This is a genomic window from Klebsiella huaxiensis (assembly GCF_003261575.2).
Classification (GTDB): Bacteria; Pseudomonadota; Gammaproteobacteria; order Enterobacterales; family Enterobacteriaceae; genus Klebsiella; species Klebsiella huaxiensis.
Genome location: NZ_CP036175.1, coordinates 4,965,596 through 4,981,884 on the forward strand (window position 1 = coordinate 4,965,596; position 16,289 = coordinate 4,981,884).

The 16,289-nt window shown below is 53.4% G+C and carries 15 protein-coding genes; 3 read left to right on the top strand and 12 right to left on the bottom strand.

Annotated features, from left to right (window positions below; all coding sequences use genetic code 11):
• Window positions 1-156: 156 nt before the first annotated feature.
• From coaE to yacG, 3 genes are read left to right on the top strand one after another with little or no spacing between them, the layout of a single operon-like run.
• Window positions 157-777: a dephospho-CoA kinase gene (coaE, locus tag DA718_RS23720; RefSeq protein WP_112215518.1), complete on the top strand. Its 621-nt coding sequence runs from the start codon at window positions 157-159 to the stop codon at window positions 775-777.
• Window positions 777-1,520: a cell division protein ZapD gene (gene zapD / locus DA718_RS23725; protein WP_112215519.1), complete on the top strand. Its 744-nt coding sequence runs from the start codon at window positions 777-779 to the stop codon at window positions 1,518-1,520. Before coaE ends, zapD begins: the two co-directional genes overlap by 1 nt.
• Window positions 1,521-1,529: 9 nt before the next feature.
• The gene (gene yacG, locus DA718_RS23730) at window positions 1,530-1,724 is read left to right on the top strand and encodes a DNA gyrase inhibitor YacG (protein ID WP_112215520.1); all 195 of its coding nucleotides are present in this window, start codon (window positions 1,530-1,532) and stop codon (window positions 1,722-1,724) included.
• Between the two features lie 65 nt (window positions 1,725-1,789).
• Here the strand turns inward: yacG and mutT are convergent, their stop codons facing one another.
• The 12 genes from mutT to murD form a co-directional block, all read right to left on the bottom strand.
• On the bottom strand, window positions 1,790-2,182 hold the full coding sequence (gene mutT, locus DA718_RS23735; protein ID WP_112215521.1) for an 8-oxo-dGTP diphosphatase MutT: 393 nt from the start codon (window positions 2,180-2,182) through the stop codon (window positions 1,790-1,792).
• Window positions 2,183-2,242: 60 nt separating this feature from the next.
• Entirely contained in the window at window positions 2,243-4,948 is a 2,706-nt protein-coding gene (secA, locus tag DA718_RS23740; protein ID WP_112215522.1) for a preprotein translocase subunit SecA, read from the bottom strand.
• A gap of 61 nt (window positions 4,949-5,009) precedes the next feature.
• Window positions 5,010-5,519, bottom strand: coding sequence for a secA translation cis-regulator SecM (gene secM / locus DA718_RS23745; RefSeq protein ID WP_167492826.1), 510 nt, complete (start codon window positions 5,517-5,519; stop codon window positions 5,010-5,012).
• 252 nt (window positions 5,520-5,771) lie between these two features.
• On the bottom strand, window positions 5,772-6,689 hold the full coding sequence (gene lpxC, locus DA718_RS23750) for a UDP-3-O-acyl-N-acetylglucosamine deacetylase (RefSeq protein WP_110272551.1): 918 nt from the start codon (window positions 6,687-6,689) through the stop codon (window positions 5,772-5,774).
• 100 nt (window positions 6,690-6,789) lie between these two features.
• Window positions 6,790-7,941 (bottom strand): cell division protein FtsZ, encoded by a 1,152-nt coding sequence (ftsZ, locus tag DA718_RS23755; RefSeq protein ID WP_110272552.1) that lies wholly within the window; start codon window positions 7,939-7,941, stop codon window positions 6,790-6,792.
• A gap of 188 nt (window positions 7,942-8,129) precedes the next feature.
• Window positions 8,130-9,386, bottom strand: coding sequence for a cell division protein FtsA (ftsA, locus tag DA718_RS23760; protein WP_004098594.1), 1,257 nt, complete (start codon window positions 9,384-9,386; stop codon window positions 8,130-8,132).
• Entirely contained in the window at window positions 9,383-10,216 is an 834-nt protein-coding gene (gene ftsQ, locus DA718_RS23765) for a cell division protein FtsQ (protein WP_110272553.1), read from the bottom strand. Before ftsQ ends, ftsA begins: the two co-directional genes overlap by 4 nt.
• A gap of 1 nt (window position 10,217) precedes the next feature.
• A complete protein-coding gene (locus DA718_RS23770; RefSeq protein ID WP_112215523.1) occupies window positions 10,218-11,138 on the bottom strand; it encodes a D-alanine--D-alanine ligase in 921 nt (306 codons plus the stop codon).
• Window positions 11,131-12,606: a UDP-N-acetylmuramate--L-alanine ligase gene (gene murC, locus DA718_RS23775; protein ID WP_112215524.1), complete on the bottom strand. Its 1,476-nt coding sequence runs from the start codon at window positions 12,604-12,606 to the stop codon at window positions 11,131-11,133. The genes DA718_RS23770 and murC overlap by 8 nt, the downstream gene beginning before the upstream one ends.
• 47 nt (window positions 12,607-12,653) lie before the next feature.
• Entirely contained in the window at window positions 12,654-13,724 is a 1,071-nt protein-coding gene (gene murG, locus DA718_RS23780) for an undecaprenyldiphospho-muramoylpentapeptide beta-N-acetylglucosaminyltransferase (RefSeq protein WP_112215525.1), read from the bottom strand.
• On the bottom strand, window positions 13,721-14,971 hold the full coding sequence (gene ftsW, locus DA718_RS23785; RefSeq protein WP_112215526.1) for a cell division protein FtsW: 1,251 nt from the start codon (window positions 14,969-14,971) through the stop codon (window positions 13,721-13,723). The genes murG and ftsW overlap by 4 nt, the downstream gene beginning before the upstream one ends.
• On the bottom strand, window positions 14,971-16,287 hold the full coding sequence (gene murD, locus DA718_RS23790) for a UDP-N-acetylmuramoyl-L-alanine--D-glutamate ligase (protein ID WP_112215527.1): 1,317 nt from the start codon (window positions 16,285-16,287) through the stop codon (window positions 14,971-14,973). Before murD ends, ftsW begins: the two co-directional genes overlap by 1 nt.
• Window positions 16,288-16,289: the final 2 nt, after the last annotated feature.

The following is a 16,289-nucleotide window of genomic DNA, read 5'->3' on the forward strand; positions in this document are numbered from 1 at the left end:
ATTTACATGTACAAAAAAACCAGAATGCGTTGTGAAAGCAATTTATCGGTTTAACAACCTGCCGATGAAACCACTGCCACAGTGTAGTCTCGCCGTGAATAGCGGGGACTGTCTCAAAGAAAATTGTGCATGTTGTCAGTTTCAGGATTGAAGCCTATGAAGTACACGGTAGCGTTAACGGGCGGCATCGGCAGTGGTAAAAGTACCGTAGCCGATACATTTGCACATCTTGGAGTTAACGTTATCGATGCCGATGTTATCGCACGTCAGGTTGTAGAGCCCGGAACCACGGCGCTTGATGCTATCGCCGAACGCTTCGGCCAGCAGATACTCAACGAAGACGGAACGCTGAACCGTCGCGCTCTGCGTGAACACATCTTTGCTCATGCTATGGATAAAATCTGGCTTAACGCGCTGTTGCACCCCCAAATTCAGCAGGAAACGCGTCGACAGATGCAGCTTGCAACCTCGTCTTATATTCTCTGGGTCGTACCATTATTGGTCGAAAATCGTTTGTCCGCCAAAGCCGATCGCATACTGGTTGTCGATGTGCCAAAAGAGACGCAAATAGAGCGCACGATGCTCCGCGATCGGGTCAGCCGCCAACATGCGGAACATATTCTCGCCGCTCAGGCCACGCGCGAGCAGCGCCTTGCCGTTGCGGATGATGTTATTGAAAATATGGGTCCACCTGCGGCTATTGCAGCAGATGTCGCCCGCCTGCATAAAAAGTATCAAACGCTGGCATTGCAGGCCGCCTCACAGGAAAAAACTTAATGCATACCCCTGTTCTATTTGAACATCCGCTCAATGAAAAAATGCGCACCTGGCTGCGTATTGAGTTTTTGCTTCAGCAGCTATCCGTTCACCCAACTATCACCAGCCATGCGGATGCGCTTCATTTTTTCCGTAACATCGGCGATCTCTTAGATGTCCTTGAACGTGGCGAAGTCCGTACCGATCTGATGAAAGAGCTGGAACGCCAACAGCGGAAATTACAATCCTGGGCAGAAGTCCCTGGTGTCGATCAGGAACGTATCAATACGCTGCGCCAGCAGTTGAAGCAGTTATCCAGCATGCTGATCTCAGCCCCTCGCATTGGTCAATATCTGCGCGAAGATCGCCTGGTCGGACTGGTGCGTCAACGCTTAAGTATCCCCGGCGGTTGCTGCAGCTTTGATCTCCCAACGCTACATATCTGGTTGCATATGCCCCAGGAATATCGCAATGAACAGGTTGGCAAGTGGCTGTCCAGCCTCGACCCTCTGTCACAATCGCTGGTGCTCATTCTCGATCTGATCCGCAACTCAGCCGCCTTTCGCAAGCAGACCAGCCTGAACGGCTTTTATCAGGATAACGGCGAGGATGCCGATCTGTTACGCCTGCGTTTGGATCTTGCCAGCCAGCTGTACCCGCAAATATCCGGTCATAAGAGCCGTTTTGCAATCCGCTTTTTGCCGCTGGACAGCGAGCATGGCATCGTGCCAGAGCGTTTTGATTTTGAACTGGCCTGTTGTTAAGGAGAAAATATGTCAGAAGAGATAACCGTCAATTGCCCAACCTGCAGCAAAATTGTGGTCTGGAATGAACAGAGCCCGTATCGCCCTTTTTGCTCCAAGCGCTGCCAGCTTATTGATTTAGGCGAATGGGCAGCAGAAGAAAAACGCATCCCAAGCAGTAGCGATCTATCAGACAGCGATGGCTGGAGCGAAGAGAAAGAGTAAGTCGTCTGGTTTTTTCTTAAGGCGGGCAAGCATAGCGCTCCCGCCATAATTTACCGAATAATGGCTCACGAGTTTTGAACTAATTTTGCAATCACAGGCTCATTTGCGGGAGGGAAATCCTCAGCATTCAGCGCATTCTGCGCCATCCAACGGCCAGGTTGTCCCTCTTTTCCCCACGGTTCACCTTCCCAGACATCTACCAGCCAGAACCACAGCGTGATATGGCGGTCAGGAAACTGATATTCCAGCTTATCGAACAGGCGGCACGATTTAACAGTAATGCCCACTTCTTCCTGCAATTCACGCGCTAATGCCTGCTCTGACGACTCACCTTCTTCAATTTTTCCACCGGGAAATTCAAGTTTATTCGCCATATGTGCATCAGCAGACCGCTGTGTTATAAAAATTTCGCCTTGCGGATTGCGGATGATACCGACTGAGATTTGCAGTTTCTTCATTGTATTCATTCCATAAAAAAGGCGCAGATATCTGCGCCTTTATGTTTAATGTTGTAGGGCTTAGCTCAGGCGACCGTGGCACTGCTTGAATTTTTTCCCAGAACCGCATGGGCAAGGATCGTTACGGCCTACTTTGCGATCGCCAGTTTGCTCTGCCAGTGCGGCAGCGGCGGCGGTGTCATCATCCTGATGACTAAGCTGCTGCATCTGCGCGAGACGTTCAGCCTCTTCACGACGCTGCTGTTCCATCGCCTCAACCTCTTCCGGCATCCGCACCTGGACTTTGCTCAACGTGCTAATCACTTCATATTTCAGCGATTCCAGCATAGAAGCGAACATTGAGAAGGATTCACGCTTATATTCCTGCTTCGGATCTTTCTGCGCATAGCCGCGCAGGTGGATACCCTGACGCAGGTAGTCCATTGCCGCCAGATGCTCTTTCCACAGGGAGTCCAGAGTCTGCAGCATGACACCTTTCTCGAAGTGACGCATCATCTCAGCGCCAACAACCTCTTCCTTACGCTGATAAGTTTCGATGGCACTCTGCAGAATACGCTCGCGCAGGGTTTCTTCATGCAGCTCTGGCTCTTTATCCAGCCACTCTTTGATTGGCATGTCGAGATCAAAGTCGTTTTTCAGACGTTCCTGCAACCCTTCAACATCCCACATTTCCTCCAGAGACTGCGGCGGAATGTGCGCATCAATAGTCACTTTGAAAACGTCTTCGCGGATGCTGTTAATAGTTTCGCTCACATCAGACACATCTAACAGCTCGTTACGCTGGCTGTAGATTGCGCGACGCTGGTCGTTAGCAACATCATCATATTCCAACAGTTGCTTACGAATATCAAAGTTACGGCTTTCCACCTTACGCTGAGCATTGGCAATCGCCTTGGTCACCCAAGGGTGCTCAATCGCTTCGCCAGGCTTCATGCCCAATTTACGCATCATGCCCGACACACGGTCAGAGGCAAAAATACGCATCAGCGCATCTTCCATCGACAGATAGAAACGGGAAGAACCGGCATCCCCTTGACGACCTGAACGGCCGCGGAGCTGGTTATCGATACGCCGGGATTCATGGCGCTCGGTACCGATGATATGCAGACCGCCCGCAGCCAGCACCGCATCGTGGCGAACCTGCCAGTCGGCTTTGATTTGAGCAATCTGTTCCGGAGTCGGATCTTCCAGCTGAGCGACTTCTGCCTGCCAGCTACCGCCGAGCATAATGTCAGTACCACGACCGGCCATGTTCGTCGCAATGGTCACCGCTGACGGGTAACCCGCCTGCGCAACAATGTCCGCTTCGCTGGCGTGGAACTTCGCGTTCAGCACGTTGTGCTTGATACCCGCTTTAGTTAGTTCGTTAGAGACCACTTCCGATTTTTCAATAGAAATAGTCCCCACCAGGACCGGCTGCCCCGCGGCAGTACGCTCTTTGATGTCTTCAATAATGGCCTGAATTTTTTCCGCTTCGGTCATATAGACCAGGTCCGCCATATCTTTACGAATCATCGGGCGGTTGGTCGGAACCACAACGGTATCCAGTTTGTAGATCGAGCTAAATTCAAAGGCTTCGGTATCGGCAGTACCGGTCATCCCCGCCAGTTTCTCGTAAAGACGGAAATAGTTCTGGAAGGTGATGGAGGCCAGCGTCTGGTTTTCGTTCTGGATATCAACGCCTTCTTTCGCTTCAACGGCCTGATGCAGGCCATCTGACCAGCGACGACCTTGCATAGTACGACCGGTATGTTCGTCGACGATGATAACTTCGCCATCTTTAACGATGTAATCAACGTCACGCGTGAACAGTACATGAGCACGCAGCGCGGCGGTAACGTGATGCATCAGCATGATGTTAGTCGGCGAGTAAAGAGACTCACCTTCATCCATGATGCCTTCGTTAACCAGCAGCTCCTCAATCAACACCAGACCGCGTTCAGTCAGGTTAACCTGACGCGCCTTCTCATCAACAGAGAAGTGACCTTCACCGGTAAAGGTCTCAGAATCTTCTTTTTCCTGACGCACCAGATGCGGGATGATTTTGTTCACTTTCTTATACATTTCGGAGCTGTCTTCAGCCGGGCCAGAAATGATAAGTGGGGTACGCGCTTCATCGATCAGGATGGAGTCCACCTCATCCACCAGCGCATAGTGCAGTTTACGCTGTACGCGTTCTTCAGGACTAAACGCCATGTTGTCGCGCAGATAGTCAAAACCATATTCATTGTTAGTGCCGTAGGTAATATCTGCACCGTATGCTTCGCGCTTGGCCGGAGCTGGCAGGCCAGACATGTTGATACCCACGCTCATCCCGAGGAACTCAAACAGCGGGCGGTTGTTTTCCGCATCACGTTGCGCCAGGTAATCGTTGACGGTAACCACGTGTACGCCTTTACCAGTCAGTGCATTAAGATATGCTGGCAGGGTTGCGGTCAGGGTTTTACCTTCACCAGTACGCATCTCCGCGATGCAGCGCTCATTAAGCACCATCCCGCCCAGCAGCTGGACATCAAAGTGGCGCATACCAAAAACACGCTTACTGGCTTCGCGTACCACCGCGAAGGCTTCTGGAATCAAACTCTCCAGGCTTTCGCCTTTTTCCAGACGCGCACGGAACTCGACGGTTTTAGCCTTCAGCTCATCATCCGAAAGTTTTTCCATGGACGGTTCCATGGCATTGATGACGTTGACGGCTTTGCGCATACGACGCAGTGTACGGTCATTACGGCTACCGAATACTTTAGTTAATAATTTGATTAGCATAATAAAATCTCAAACGCCCCGCGATGCGGAGTCACAAAAAATATAAAGGTTCGTTTTTGTTTCAGCTGAGACGTTGAGGCCCGGCACGGATACCCGTTACCTGGCTAATCCAGGTACAGACACGAAATGCACAATGAGACCAGGACGGGTTATATGCCACCTGGCGGACAATGGCTGGCGGTTTGCTCTCCTGCGTCAGCAGCGCGCTGAGCGTGTCGAGCAGGGCCAGATGTTGTGCCTGAAGCGGCGAAGATTCTTCGGCTACCGGCAACACCTGCGGTGCCATCGCGAATGACAGGTGACGAATGACCGTGCGAATAGCGTGCTGATGCCAGTAATCAACCGTGAAATTGGGACGACGATTGGAGGATTCCAGCAGTGCCAGCTGAGAGAAGTTAACTTTAGCCGGGTTATGGTTACTGGATGTCGTTTTTGCAGGTGATGCGGTTTCATGCTCATGAGCGTTACTAAGCGCAGGCAGGCCAAGGCTAGCCGCGACCATCCCCAACAGGAGATGCGGCCAAAAATACCGTCTGCCAAACTGTCGCCAGCGCGTCAGCAATCCACTCACTTACATTACCTTTATGTTGGTAGCAACCCTGAGAAATATTTTGCGCCCAAATATTAACATTAATACGCCATCACAGCAGCAGGAATGAAGGCTTACGCGGGGTAAAAACGTTTAAAAAAGGAGCGAACGCACGATAAATGCAGAAGAAAGATCGGAGCAGAATACAGGACTGGAAACTCAGAAAGAAAAACGACTGGCTCCCTGGCCGGAGAGAGTACCAGGTTACCAGTCGAATTTACTGCATGGTCAGACTTATGCCATAACCAACGTCGGTGCACGGAATGCCAGCGGCATTTCTGCGTCGTCTTCGAAAGTCACATACTCCCAGGCTTCCTGTTTTGCCAGAACAGCCTGCAGCAGTTTGTTATTCAACGCGTGACCGGATTTGTACGCCGTGAATGCACCGATGATATTGTGACCACACATAAACAAGTCACCAATCGCATCCAGCATTTTATGGCGGACAAACTCATCTTCAAAGCGCAGACCGTCTTCGTTCAGTACGCGATAATCGTCAACAACGATGGCACAATCGAAGCTGCCGCCCAGGCACAGGCCACGGGACTGCAGATATTCGATATCACGCATGAAACCGAAGGTACGCGCGCGGCTAATTTGGCGCATAAACGCATCAGCCGAGAAGTTCATTGCATAGCGCTGGCTGCTGGAATCAATCGCCGGATGGTTAAAATCAATGGTGAAGTCCAGTGAAAAACCATTATACGGTTTGAATTCAGCCCATTTATCGCCATCTTCAACGCGAACGGTCTCTTTGATACGTACAAATTTCTTAGCGCAGTTCAGTTCATCAATGCCGGCATCCAGCAACAGATAAACGAACGGAGCCGCACTACCGTCCATAATCGGGACTTCCGGGGCATCGACTTCAATAACAATGTTGTCGATACCTAAGCCAGCCAGTGCGGCATTGAGGTGTTCGACCGTCGATATCCGCACGTCATGCTCGTTGACCAGGCAAGTACAGAGCATGGTATCACGCACAGATTTGGCATCAGCCGGAAAATCAACCGGTGGATTCAAGTCGGTGCGACGATAGATGACCCCGGTATTTGCCGGCGCAGGGCGTAACGTCAGTGTGACCTTTTTGCCGGTATGCAAACCGACGCCAGTCGCCTGAACGATACGTTTAAGAGTCCTTTGTTTGATCATCGTATAATCTCGCCAAGTTACCTATCCAACCGAAGTGTACAATACATTCGGCAGGCCAGTTTAGCACAAAGAGCGCAGATGCCCAACTTCCAGCCAATTCTTAGTCGGCTTGCTTACGCAGGAACGCTGGAATATCCAGATAATCAGGCTCTTTTGCAGTTTGTGGCGTATTGTCGTTCACCACTTTAGCTGCCGGTTTCTGCTCTTGATTCAATGGAGACATACCGTGCTGCTGGTAGCGATCCATCACCGGCTGCTGAACCTGTTTGTTGGTTACCAGGGTAATTTCTGGACGTTTGTCCATACCGATACCAGTGGCAACAACGGTCACGCGCAGCTCGTCGTTCATATCCGGGTCCAAAGAAGTACCGATAACCACGGTCGCGTTATCCGAAGCAAATGCACGAATAGTGTTACCTACGGTCTCGAACTCATCCAGACGCAGATCGAAGCCCGCGGTGATGTTGACCAGTACGCCGCGCGCGCCGGACAGATCGATATCTTCCAGCAGCGGGGAAGAAATAGCCATTTCAGCGGCTTCTTCTGCACGGTCTTCACCGCTCGCCACACCAGAGCCCATCATCGCGTAGCCCATTTCAGACATCACGGTACGCACGTCTGCAAAGTCGACGTTCATCAGACCCGGACGGGTAATCAATTCAGCGATACCCTGCACCGCACCTTTCAGCACGTCGTTTGCTGCGCCGAAAGCGTCAAGCAGCGAAATACCGCGGCCCAGGACTTTCAGCAGCTTGTCGTTCGGGATAGTGATCAGTGAGTCTACGTGCTTGGACAGCTCGGTAATCCCCTGCTCAGCGAATGCCATGCGCTTCTTGCCTTCGAAATTAAAAGGCTTGGTCACGACGGCAACGGTCAGGATACCTAAATCTTTTGCTACTTCAGCGACAACAGGTGCCGCACCGGTTCCGGTACCACCACCCATACCGGCAGCGATAAACACCATGTCTGCGCCGTCAAGAGCAGCGCGCAGTGCTTCACGATCTTCATCCGCCGCATTACGGCCAACTTCCGGGTTTGCGCCTGCGCCCAGACCTTTGGTAATACCGCTACCGATCTGAATAGTCTGGCCAACCGCCGTTTTGCGCAGAGCCTGCGCGTCGGTGTTCACCGCAAAAAATTCAACACCCTCAATGCGCTCGCGCACCATGTGCTCAACGGCGTTACCGCCGCCGCCACCGACGCCGATGACTTTAATCACCGCGTCGTTGGTTAGTTCCATTGGTTCAAACATAGTTTCTCTCTCCGTTTTACACTTCGTCCTTCAAGCTGCCTCTTTGTGCGCCCGCCTTCCCTCACTCCAGTCACATAGTAAACTATGCTCCAGGAGATTCGTTCAGTTGCTGCCGCGATGCAACTTGAATGATTTTGTGTATGTGCCTGTCGCCTGAGAACGCTAATTTTCTGCGTTCTCTTAAAAAATTAAAACTCTTTTCGCAACCAACTGTTGAGCCGTTTGATCCACGACCCGACAGTCACGCGTTTTTCCACTTCGGCTTCACCACTGAGATGAGATTCCTTCCCGTAGTGCAGCAGCCCAACAGCTGTTGAGTAATACGGCTCCTGGGCATAATCCGTTAATCCGGTAATGTTCAGCGGCGCACCGATTCGTACCTGCGTATGGAACACTCGCTGTGCACAGGCGGCAAGACCTTCAATTTGCGCCGCGCCGCCGGTTAATACAATTCCTGCCGCCAGGTGGTGCTTCACCCCTTGCTGGCGAAGCTGCTCCTGCAGTTGCAGGATCTCTTCGTTTACCAGGTTGAGCAATTCGGTATACCGCGGCTCAATAACCTCAGCCAGCGTCTGACGCTGCAGACTACGAGGCGGACGTCCACCCACGCTTGGCACTTCGACGTTCTCGTCTTTACCTACGATGGAACCTAGCGCGCAACCATGACGTACCTTAATGGCTTCAGCGTCGCTCGGCGGCGTACCGAAGGCGTAGGCGATATCGCTGGTCACTACGTTGCCCGCATACGGGATCACTTTGGTATGACGCAACGCGCCGCCAGTATAGACGGCAATATCCATTGTACCACCGCCGATATCCACCACGCAGACGCCCAGTTCACGTTCATCTTCTGTTAATACGGAATAGCTAGCGGCTAAACCGGCGAATATCAGTTGGTCGACTTTCAGACCGCAACGTTCCACCGCTTTGACAATATTTTTCGCCATATCGTTATGGCAGGTAATCAAATGCACTTTCGCCTGCATGCGGACACCAGACAGTCCGACAGGGTTTTTAATTCCTTCCTGGTAGTCGATAGCATATTCTTGAGGAATAACGTGCAAAACACGATGCTCATCGCGCACGCGAACCGACTTCGCGGTATGCACTACGTTCTCGACGTCATCCTGCGTCACTTCCTCTTCAGAAATCGGCACCATACCAATTTCATTTTGACAGCTGATATGTTTGCCTGAAAGCGCCAGATAGACTGACGAGATCTGGCAATCGGCCATCAGTTCGGCCTGGTCAATGGCGCGCTGTACGCATTTCACCACGGATTCCAGGTCGTTCACTCCACCTTTATCCATACCACGCGATGGGCAACTGCCCACGCCAATGATATTAATCATACCGTCGGGCAGAACTTCCCCTACTAAAGCGGCAACCTTAGCGGTGCCGATCTCCAGTCCAACTACCAGTTTTCTGTCCGTCGCCTTGATCATTGTTGTTCTGCCTGTGCCTGATTCTGTTGTTGATTAGTTTCCTCTACGGGAACCGGTACCCAACCGACTGCCGCGCCCGAGTCATAACGCAAATCAACGTAGCTTATCCGTTTGCCGTCGGTCTGCGCCTGCTGCTGAAGAACCGGGTAGAGTTCCATAAAGCGCTGAAGCCGTTTCATGGTGTCGCCCCGACCAAGATTGAGCTTAATATCGTTATTAAGCGTCAACTGCCAGGAACGGCGCGCGGTCATTGCCGCCACTTTCAACGTGAATTTATCCTTTGCCAGCACCTGCCCCATGTCGCGGTATCCTTGAAGAACTTCGTTCTCGCTACCTTCCGGGCCGTATAACATCGGTAAATTCTGTTTACTGGTGCGATCTGACGGCACGCTGAAAGAATTCCCTTCCACGTCGACCATATGCTGATCATTCCAGCGCGCAATCGGCACATATTCAACCAGATGAATCTTCAATTCGTCCGGCCACTGCTTTCTGACGCTCGCCTGCTTAATCCACGGCAGACGCTCAATCTGGCTTTGAATAATATTCACGTCCTGGGTCATAAAGGTACCCGGAGACCCTAACGCCAGAATCGCCTGACGGATATCATCGTTGCGCGTATAGTGACGCTCGCCGGTGACCACCATCTTTGACAGCGGTAAACGCTGTGCATCTTCCATCCAACCCAGAACCATCCATCCGCTGACCAGCACGGTACATAGCACCGCCAGCAGGAAGAAAATGCCTGCCAGGCGAGTTCCATTACTTCTACGCGAAGAAGACTCTTCCTCTTCTTCGTGGTTCCGCGTATTCAGCGCAGCCTGCGACATATCACCCCGCCAGGTCCAGAATTCGTACAACAAGCTGCGAGAAGCTCATCCCTGCCTGACGAGCCGCCATCGGCACCAGGCTATGGCTGGTCATGCCAGGAGATGTATTCGCTTCCAACAGATAAAACTGGCCATCGCTGTCCAGCATCACGTCAATTCGTCCCCAACCATTACAGCCAAGGGTATTCCAGGCTTTTAGCACCAGAGTCTGGATTTCTGACTCACGTACAGGATCTTCAAAACCAGGGCAGAAATATTGCGTCTCATCAGAGAGATACTTCGCCTCATAATCATAGAAGGTTCCAGCCGGCTGGATATGTATCGACGGTAAAATTTCTTCACCGACGATTGCGACGGTAAATTCCGGCCCACTGAGCCATTTTTCGATCAGAACTTCATCATCATGCTGAAAAGCCAGCGCCAATGCATTTTGTAATGCGCAGCTTTCGCTCACTTTCGACATGCCGACGCTTGAGCCTTCACGACTGGGCTTAATAATCAGCGGCAGCCCGAGGGCAGCAATCTGCTGCTCTATGTCAGTAGAAAGCCCTGCGTTAAACTGTTTACGCGTCAACGCAACCCATGGTGCAACGGGTAATCCTGCTCCCAGCCACAGCAATTTGCTACGCAGCTTATCCATCGAGATAGCGGAAGCCATCACACCGCTGCCGGTATAAGGCAATCGAATCAGTTCAAGCAGCCCCTGCAACGTACCATCTTCACCGCCACGGCCATGTAACGCAATAAACGCTTTCTGAAAACCCATGTTTTTCAACTGAGTAATATCAACATCGCGCGGATCTACCGGATGTGCGTCAACGCCAGCTTCACACAGGCCAGCAAGCACCGCAGAACCTGAATTGAGAGAGACTTCACGTTCAGCGGAGGTTCCGCCAAGGAGGACCGCGATTTTATCAGCCATGGCGCTCCTCCTGCGTTTTTTGCGGTTGCAATTTGATTTCAGCCAGGTGACGGGCGATTTTACCGATATTTCCCGCTCCCTGAACCAACACCAAATCGTTGCCGGTCAATACAGAAGCCAGCATCTCCGCCGCCTGTGCCGGGTCTGAAACCAGAATAGGATCCACTTTACCGCGCCCGCGAATCGTACGGCACAGTGAACGACTATCAGCGCCAGGAATAGCAGCCTCACCAGCAGAGTAGACGTCGAGCATCAGCAGAGCATCAACCTGAGTCAGGACATTGGCGAAATCGTCGTACAAGTCGCGCGTACGGGTAAAACGGTGCGGCTGAAACAGCATGACCAAGTTTTTATCCGGCCAGCCCGCACGCGCCGCTTTAATGGTGGCATCAACTTCCGTCGGATGATGACCGTAATCATCAATCAACATGGCGGTCCCCTCTTTGCCATTAACTCCGGCTAATGGGTATTCGCCAAGGAAATCAAAACGACGACCGGTACCCTGGAAGCTTTCCAGCGCATGCAGAATGGCTTCATCTTCGATGCCCTCTTCCGTCGCCACGGCCACCGCCGCCGCTGCGTTTAGCGCATTGTGCCGACCTGGCGCATTGAGCGTTACCTGAATAACGTATCTGTCCTGGCGAATCAGGCGGAAATGCCCCTGAGCACCGATCTGGCGATAATCTTCAATGCGAACATCGGCATCATCGCTAAATCCGTACGTGGTTATCTGGCGACCAACGCGCGGCAGCAGTTCACGGATAACCGGATCGTCCACGCACATCACCGCGCGTCCGTAAAACGGCAGGTTGTGCAGGAAGTTAATAAACGTCTGCTTCAGGTTTTCGAAGTCGCCATGGTAGGTGTCCATATGATCGGCTTCGATATTGGTCACCACGGCGACCATCGGCTGCAAGTGCAGGAACGAGGCATCGCTTTCGTCCGCTTCGGCAATCAGATAACGGCTATGTCCCAGGCGCGCATGAACACCCGCAGCTTTCACCAGCCCACCGTTCACGAAGGTTGGATCGAGACCCGCTTCGGCATAAATGCTGGAAACCATCGCTGTCGTCGTCGTTTTTCCGTGCGTCCCGGCGATAGCAATACCGTGGCGAAAGCGCATCAGCTCCGCCAGCATCTCCGCGCGACGAATAACCGGAATTCGTGCTTCATGGGCAGCGACAATCTCCGGGTTCTCTGCAGAGATTGCGCTGGAAACCACCACCACACTCGCATCGCGAACGTTTTCAGGGCGATGGTTGAAATAAATAGTGGCGCCAAGTTGAGTCAACTGCTGAGTCACCGGATTCGGCGCCAGGTCGGAGCCGCTAATCTGATAACCTTCGTTCGCCAGAACTTCGGCAATACCGCCCATGCCGGCACCGCCAATGCCAACAAAGTGAATGTGCCGGACGCGACGCATCTCGGGCACTATGGAACGCAGTTTTGCCAGATCTTGTGTATTCATTCTTTACGCCATCAACTTCTTTATTCGGACGGTGATTATCACCGCGATTAGCGCGCCAGTGCTGCGGCGCTGACTTCTTCTGCTACCCGCTCAGTAGCGTCCGGAATCGAGGCTCTACGCGCTCGCTCCGCCATATCCAGCAGCGTTTCGCGATCCCAACCGGCCAGGACTTGCGCGACGGCATCCACGGTAAACTGCGGTTGTTCGAGAATCTTCGCTGCGCCCGCTTTCTCCAGCGGTAGTGCATTCCAGTACTGCTGCCTGTCTTTGTGCTGAAAAGGCACAAATAGCGCCGGTAAACCAGCGGCGGCAATTTCGCTCACCGTCAGCGCCCCGGAACGGCACACAACAACATCGGCCCAGGCATAAGCCGCCGCCATGTCGTCAATAAATTCGGTCACTTTGTGCTGCGGCTGCCCGGCATCGGTATAAGCCTGCTGCACGGTTTCCTGTCCACCTTTACCGCTCTGGTGCCAGATGGTGACAGAAGAACCCAGCTTCCCCGCCACCTGCGGCATCGTCTGGTTAAGCACTCGCGCGCCCTGCGAGCCCCCCACGACTAATACGCGAATGGGTCCCTGACGCCCGGCTAAGCGTTGTTCTGGCAACGGCAGCGCGAGGACATCGGTACGAACCGGGTTACCAACAACATCGGCATCCGGAAAAGCACCAGGAAACGCCTGCATCACCTTTTTAGCAATTTTTGCCAGCCACTTGTTGGTCAGGCCAGCGATCCCATTTTGCTCATGCAGTACGACTGGAATACCCAGCGACCAGGCCGCCAGACCGCCGGGACCGGAAACATATCCGCCCATCCCCAACACCACATCCGGCTGAAAACGCTGCATGATCGCCCGCGCCTGACGCCAGGCGTTGAAAATACGGACCGGCGCCAACAGCTGCGCCTTCAACCCCTTGCCACGCAGGCCGGAAATCTGGATGAAATCAATCTCAATGCCGTTTTTCGGCACTAAGTCCGCTTCCATACGATCCGCGGTGCCCAGCCAGCGAACCTGCCAGCCCTGGTCTATTAAATGGTGCGCAACCGCCAGCCCGGGGAACACATGCCCGCCGGTACCGCCCGCCATCACCATTAACCGCTTTTCCTGACCGCTCATCGAACACCCCGTGTAAACGCCTGGGCTTTTTCCAGACGCGTTTCGTAATCAACTCGTAACAGCAACATGATGGCCGTCGACATAATAAGCAAACTGGAACCACCGTAACTAATCAGCGGTAGCGTCAAACCTTTGGTTGGCAGCATACCTGCCGCCGCGCCGACGTTAACCAGCGCCTGGAAGCTAAACCAGATCCCAATGGCACAGGCCAGAAAACCAGAGAAACGGTGATCAATCTCAAGCGCTTTGCGACCAATGGACATGGCGCGAAAAGCGACGAAGAATACCATTAAAAGCGCAAGTACCACACCGATATAACCGAGTTCCTCGCCGATAATGGCGAAGATGAAATCGGTATGAGCCTCGGGCAAATATTCCAGTTTCTGTACCGAGTTACCCAGGCCCTGCCCCCACATTTCGCCACGACCAAAGGCCATCAGCGACTGGGTTAGCTGGTAGCCGCTACCGAACGGATCTTCCCACGGGTTCCAGAAAGAGGTTACGCGGCGAATACGATACGGTTCGGCGAGAATCAGCAGCACAACTGCCGAAATCCCCATCCCGATAATCGCGATAAACTGCCACAGCTTGGCTCCCGCCAGGAACAGCATAGCCAGAGTGGTCACAAACAGCACAACGACGGTACCGAGGTCAGGCTGTGCCAGCAGCAAAATCGCCAGCACGAAAATCACGCCCATTGGCTTCAGGAAGCCGCGGAGGTTGTTACGCACTTCATCGCCTTTACGCACCAGGTAGTTGGCGATATAACAGAACAGCGACAGCTTGGTAAACTCAGCAGGCTGAATACGCAGCGGCCCCAGCGCAATCCAGCGCGATGCCCCGTTAACCGAGCTACCGGCGACAAGAACGATCAGCAGCATCACGATAGAAGCAATCAGCATCGCGGTACTATGGCGCTGCCAGAACTCCATCGGCAGGCGCAGCGTCACCATCGCCAGCCCTAACGCCAGCAAAATGTATAAACCATCACGCTTGGCGAACAAAAACGGATCGTTAGCCAGGCGCTGCCCCACCGGCATTGAAGCCGAGGTCACCATGATGAAACCGATAGCGGCCAGGCCAAAGGTCAACCACAGCAGCATCCGGTCATACATCACCAGGCTATCGCTATCTTTCTGTCGCGACCCCATCACCCAGCCTTTCATCGCAGCGAACAGCCAGGTGAAAATAAACATTCCCGGCAGTCTCAGCCGTGGCATTTTCAGGCGCGGGAGTGATAAACGCATCAGCCTAGCTCCTTCGCCAGACGAGCAAAGATATCGCCGCGTTGTTCAAAACTCTTAAACTGGTCCAGGCTGGCACATGCAGGCGACAGCAGCACCATATCGCCGGGAACAACCTGTGGCGCTATCTCGCGCATCGCTTGTTCCATGGTTTCAGTTTGTACTGCAACATCCGGTCGAAGCGCTGCCAGCTGTGCACCATCGCGGCCAAAGCAGTACAGACGGATATTGTCGCCGGTCAGGTAGCGACTTAACGGTGTGAAATCAGCCGATTTCCCATCGCCGCCCAGCAGCAGATACAGCGTCCCCTCAAGATGGAGTCCGTTGAGCGCGGCTTCGGTGCTACCAACGTTGGTTGCCTTGGAATCATTGATCCAACGCACGCCGTTATGCTCCAGCACCTGCTGAAAACGGTGCGCCAGGCCGGTAAAGGTCGTCAGCGCTTGCAGGCTGCTGGCGCGCGGCAGGCCTGCGGCATCCGCCAGCGCCAGCGCCGCCAGAGCGTTACTGTAGTTGTGCTGGCCGCTAATCTTCATCTCTTTGACGTTAAGCACTTTCTCGCCTTTGACGCGCAGCCAGGTTTCTCCCTGCTGGCGGTTCAGGTGATAGTCGCCAACGTCAACGCCGAAGCTGATGCAGCGCTCGTCAGCGCCGCGTACCGGCATGGTCAAGGCATCATCGGCATTGACGATACAGGCCTGTGCATTTTCATAAATACGCAGTTTGGCAGCGCGATACTGCTGAAGACCCAGCGGGTACCGGTCCATATGATCTTCGGTGACGTTAAGAATGGTCGCCGCGACCGCGCGCAGGCTGGAGGTTGTTTCCAGCTGGAAGCTGGAGAGTTCCAGAACATAGAGTTCGCGTTCAGGATCCAGCAGCATCAGCGCCGGAAGGCCAATATTGCCCCCAACGCCAACGTTCAGCCCCGCCGCTTTCGCCATATCACCCACCAGCGAAGTTACGGTGCTTTTGCCGTTAGAACCGGTGATAGCGACAATCGGGGCCTGCGCTTCGCGGCAGAACAGCTCAATATCGCCGACAATTTCCACACCAGCATCAGCCGCCGCGCTCAGGGAAGGATGCGCCAGGGCAATACCAGGGCTGGCGACAATCAGATCGGCCGTCAGCAGCCAGTCATCGTTCAGACCACCGACATAGCGCTCAACGGCTTCCGGCAGTTTATCCAGTCCAGCGGGCGCGACGCGGGTATCCATCACCCGAGGCGTGACGCCACGAGCCATGAAAAAGTCCACGCATGACAGGCCGGTCATACCCAGCCCAATAATGACGACTTTTTTACCCTGATAATCTGCCATGA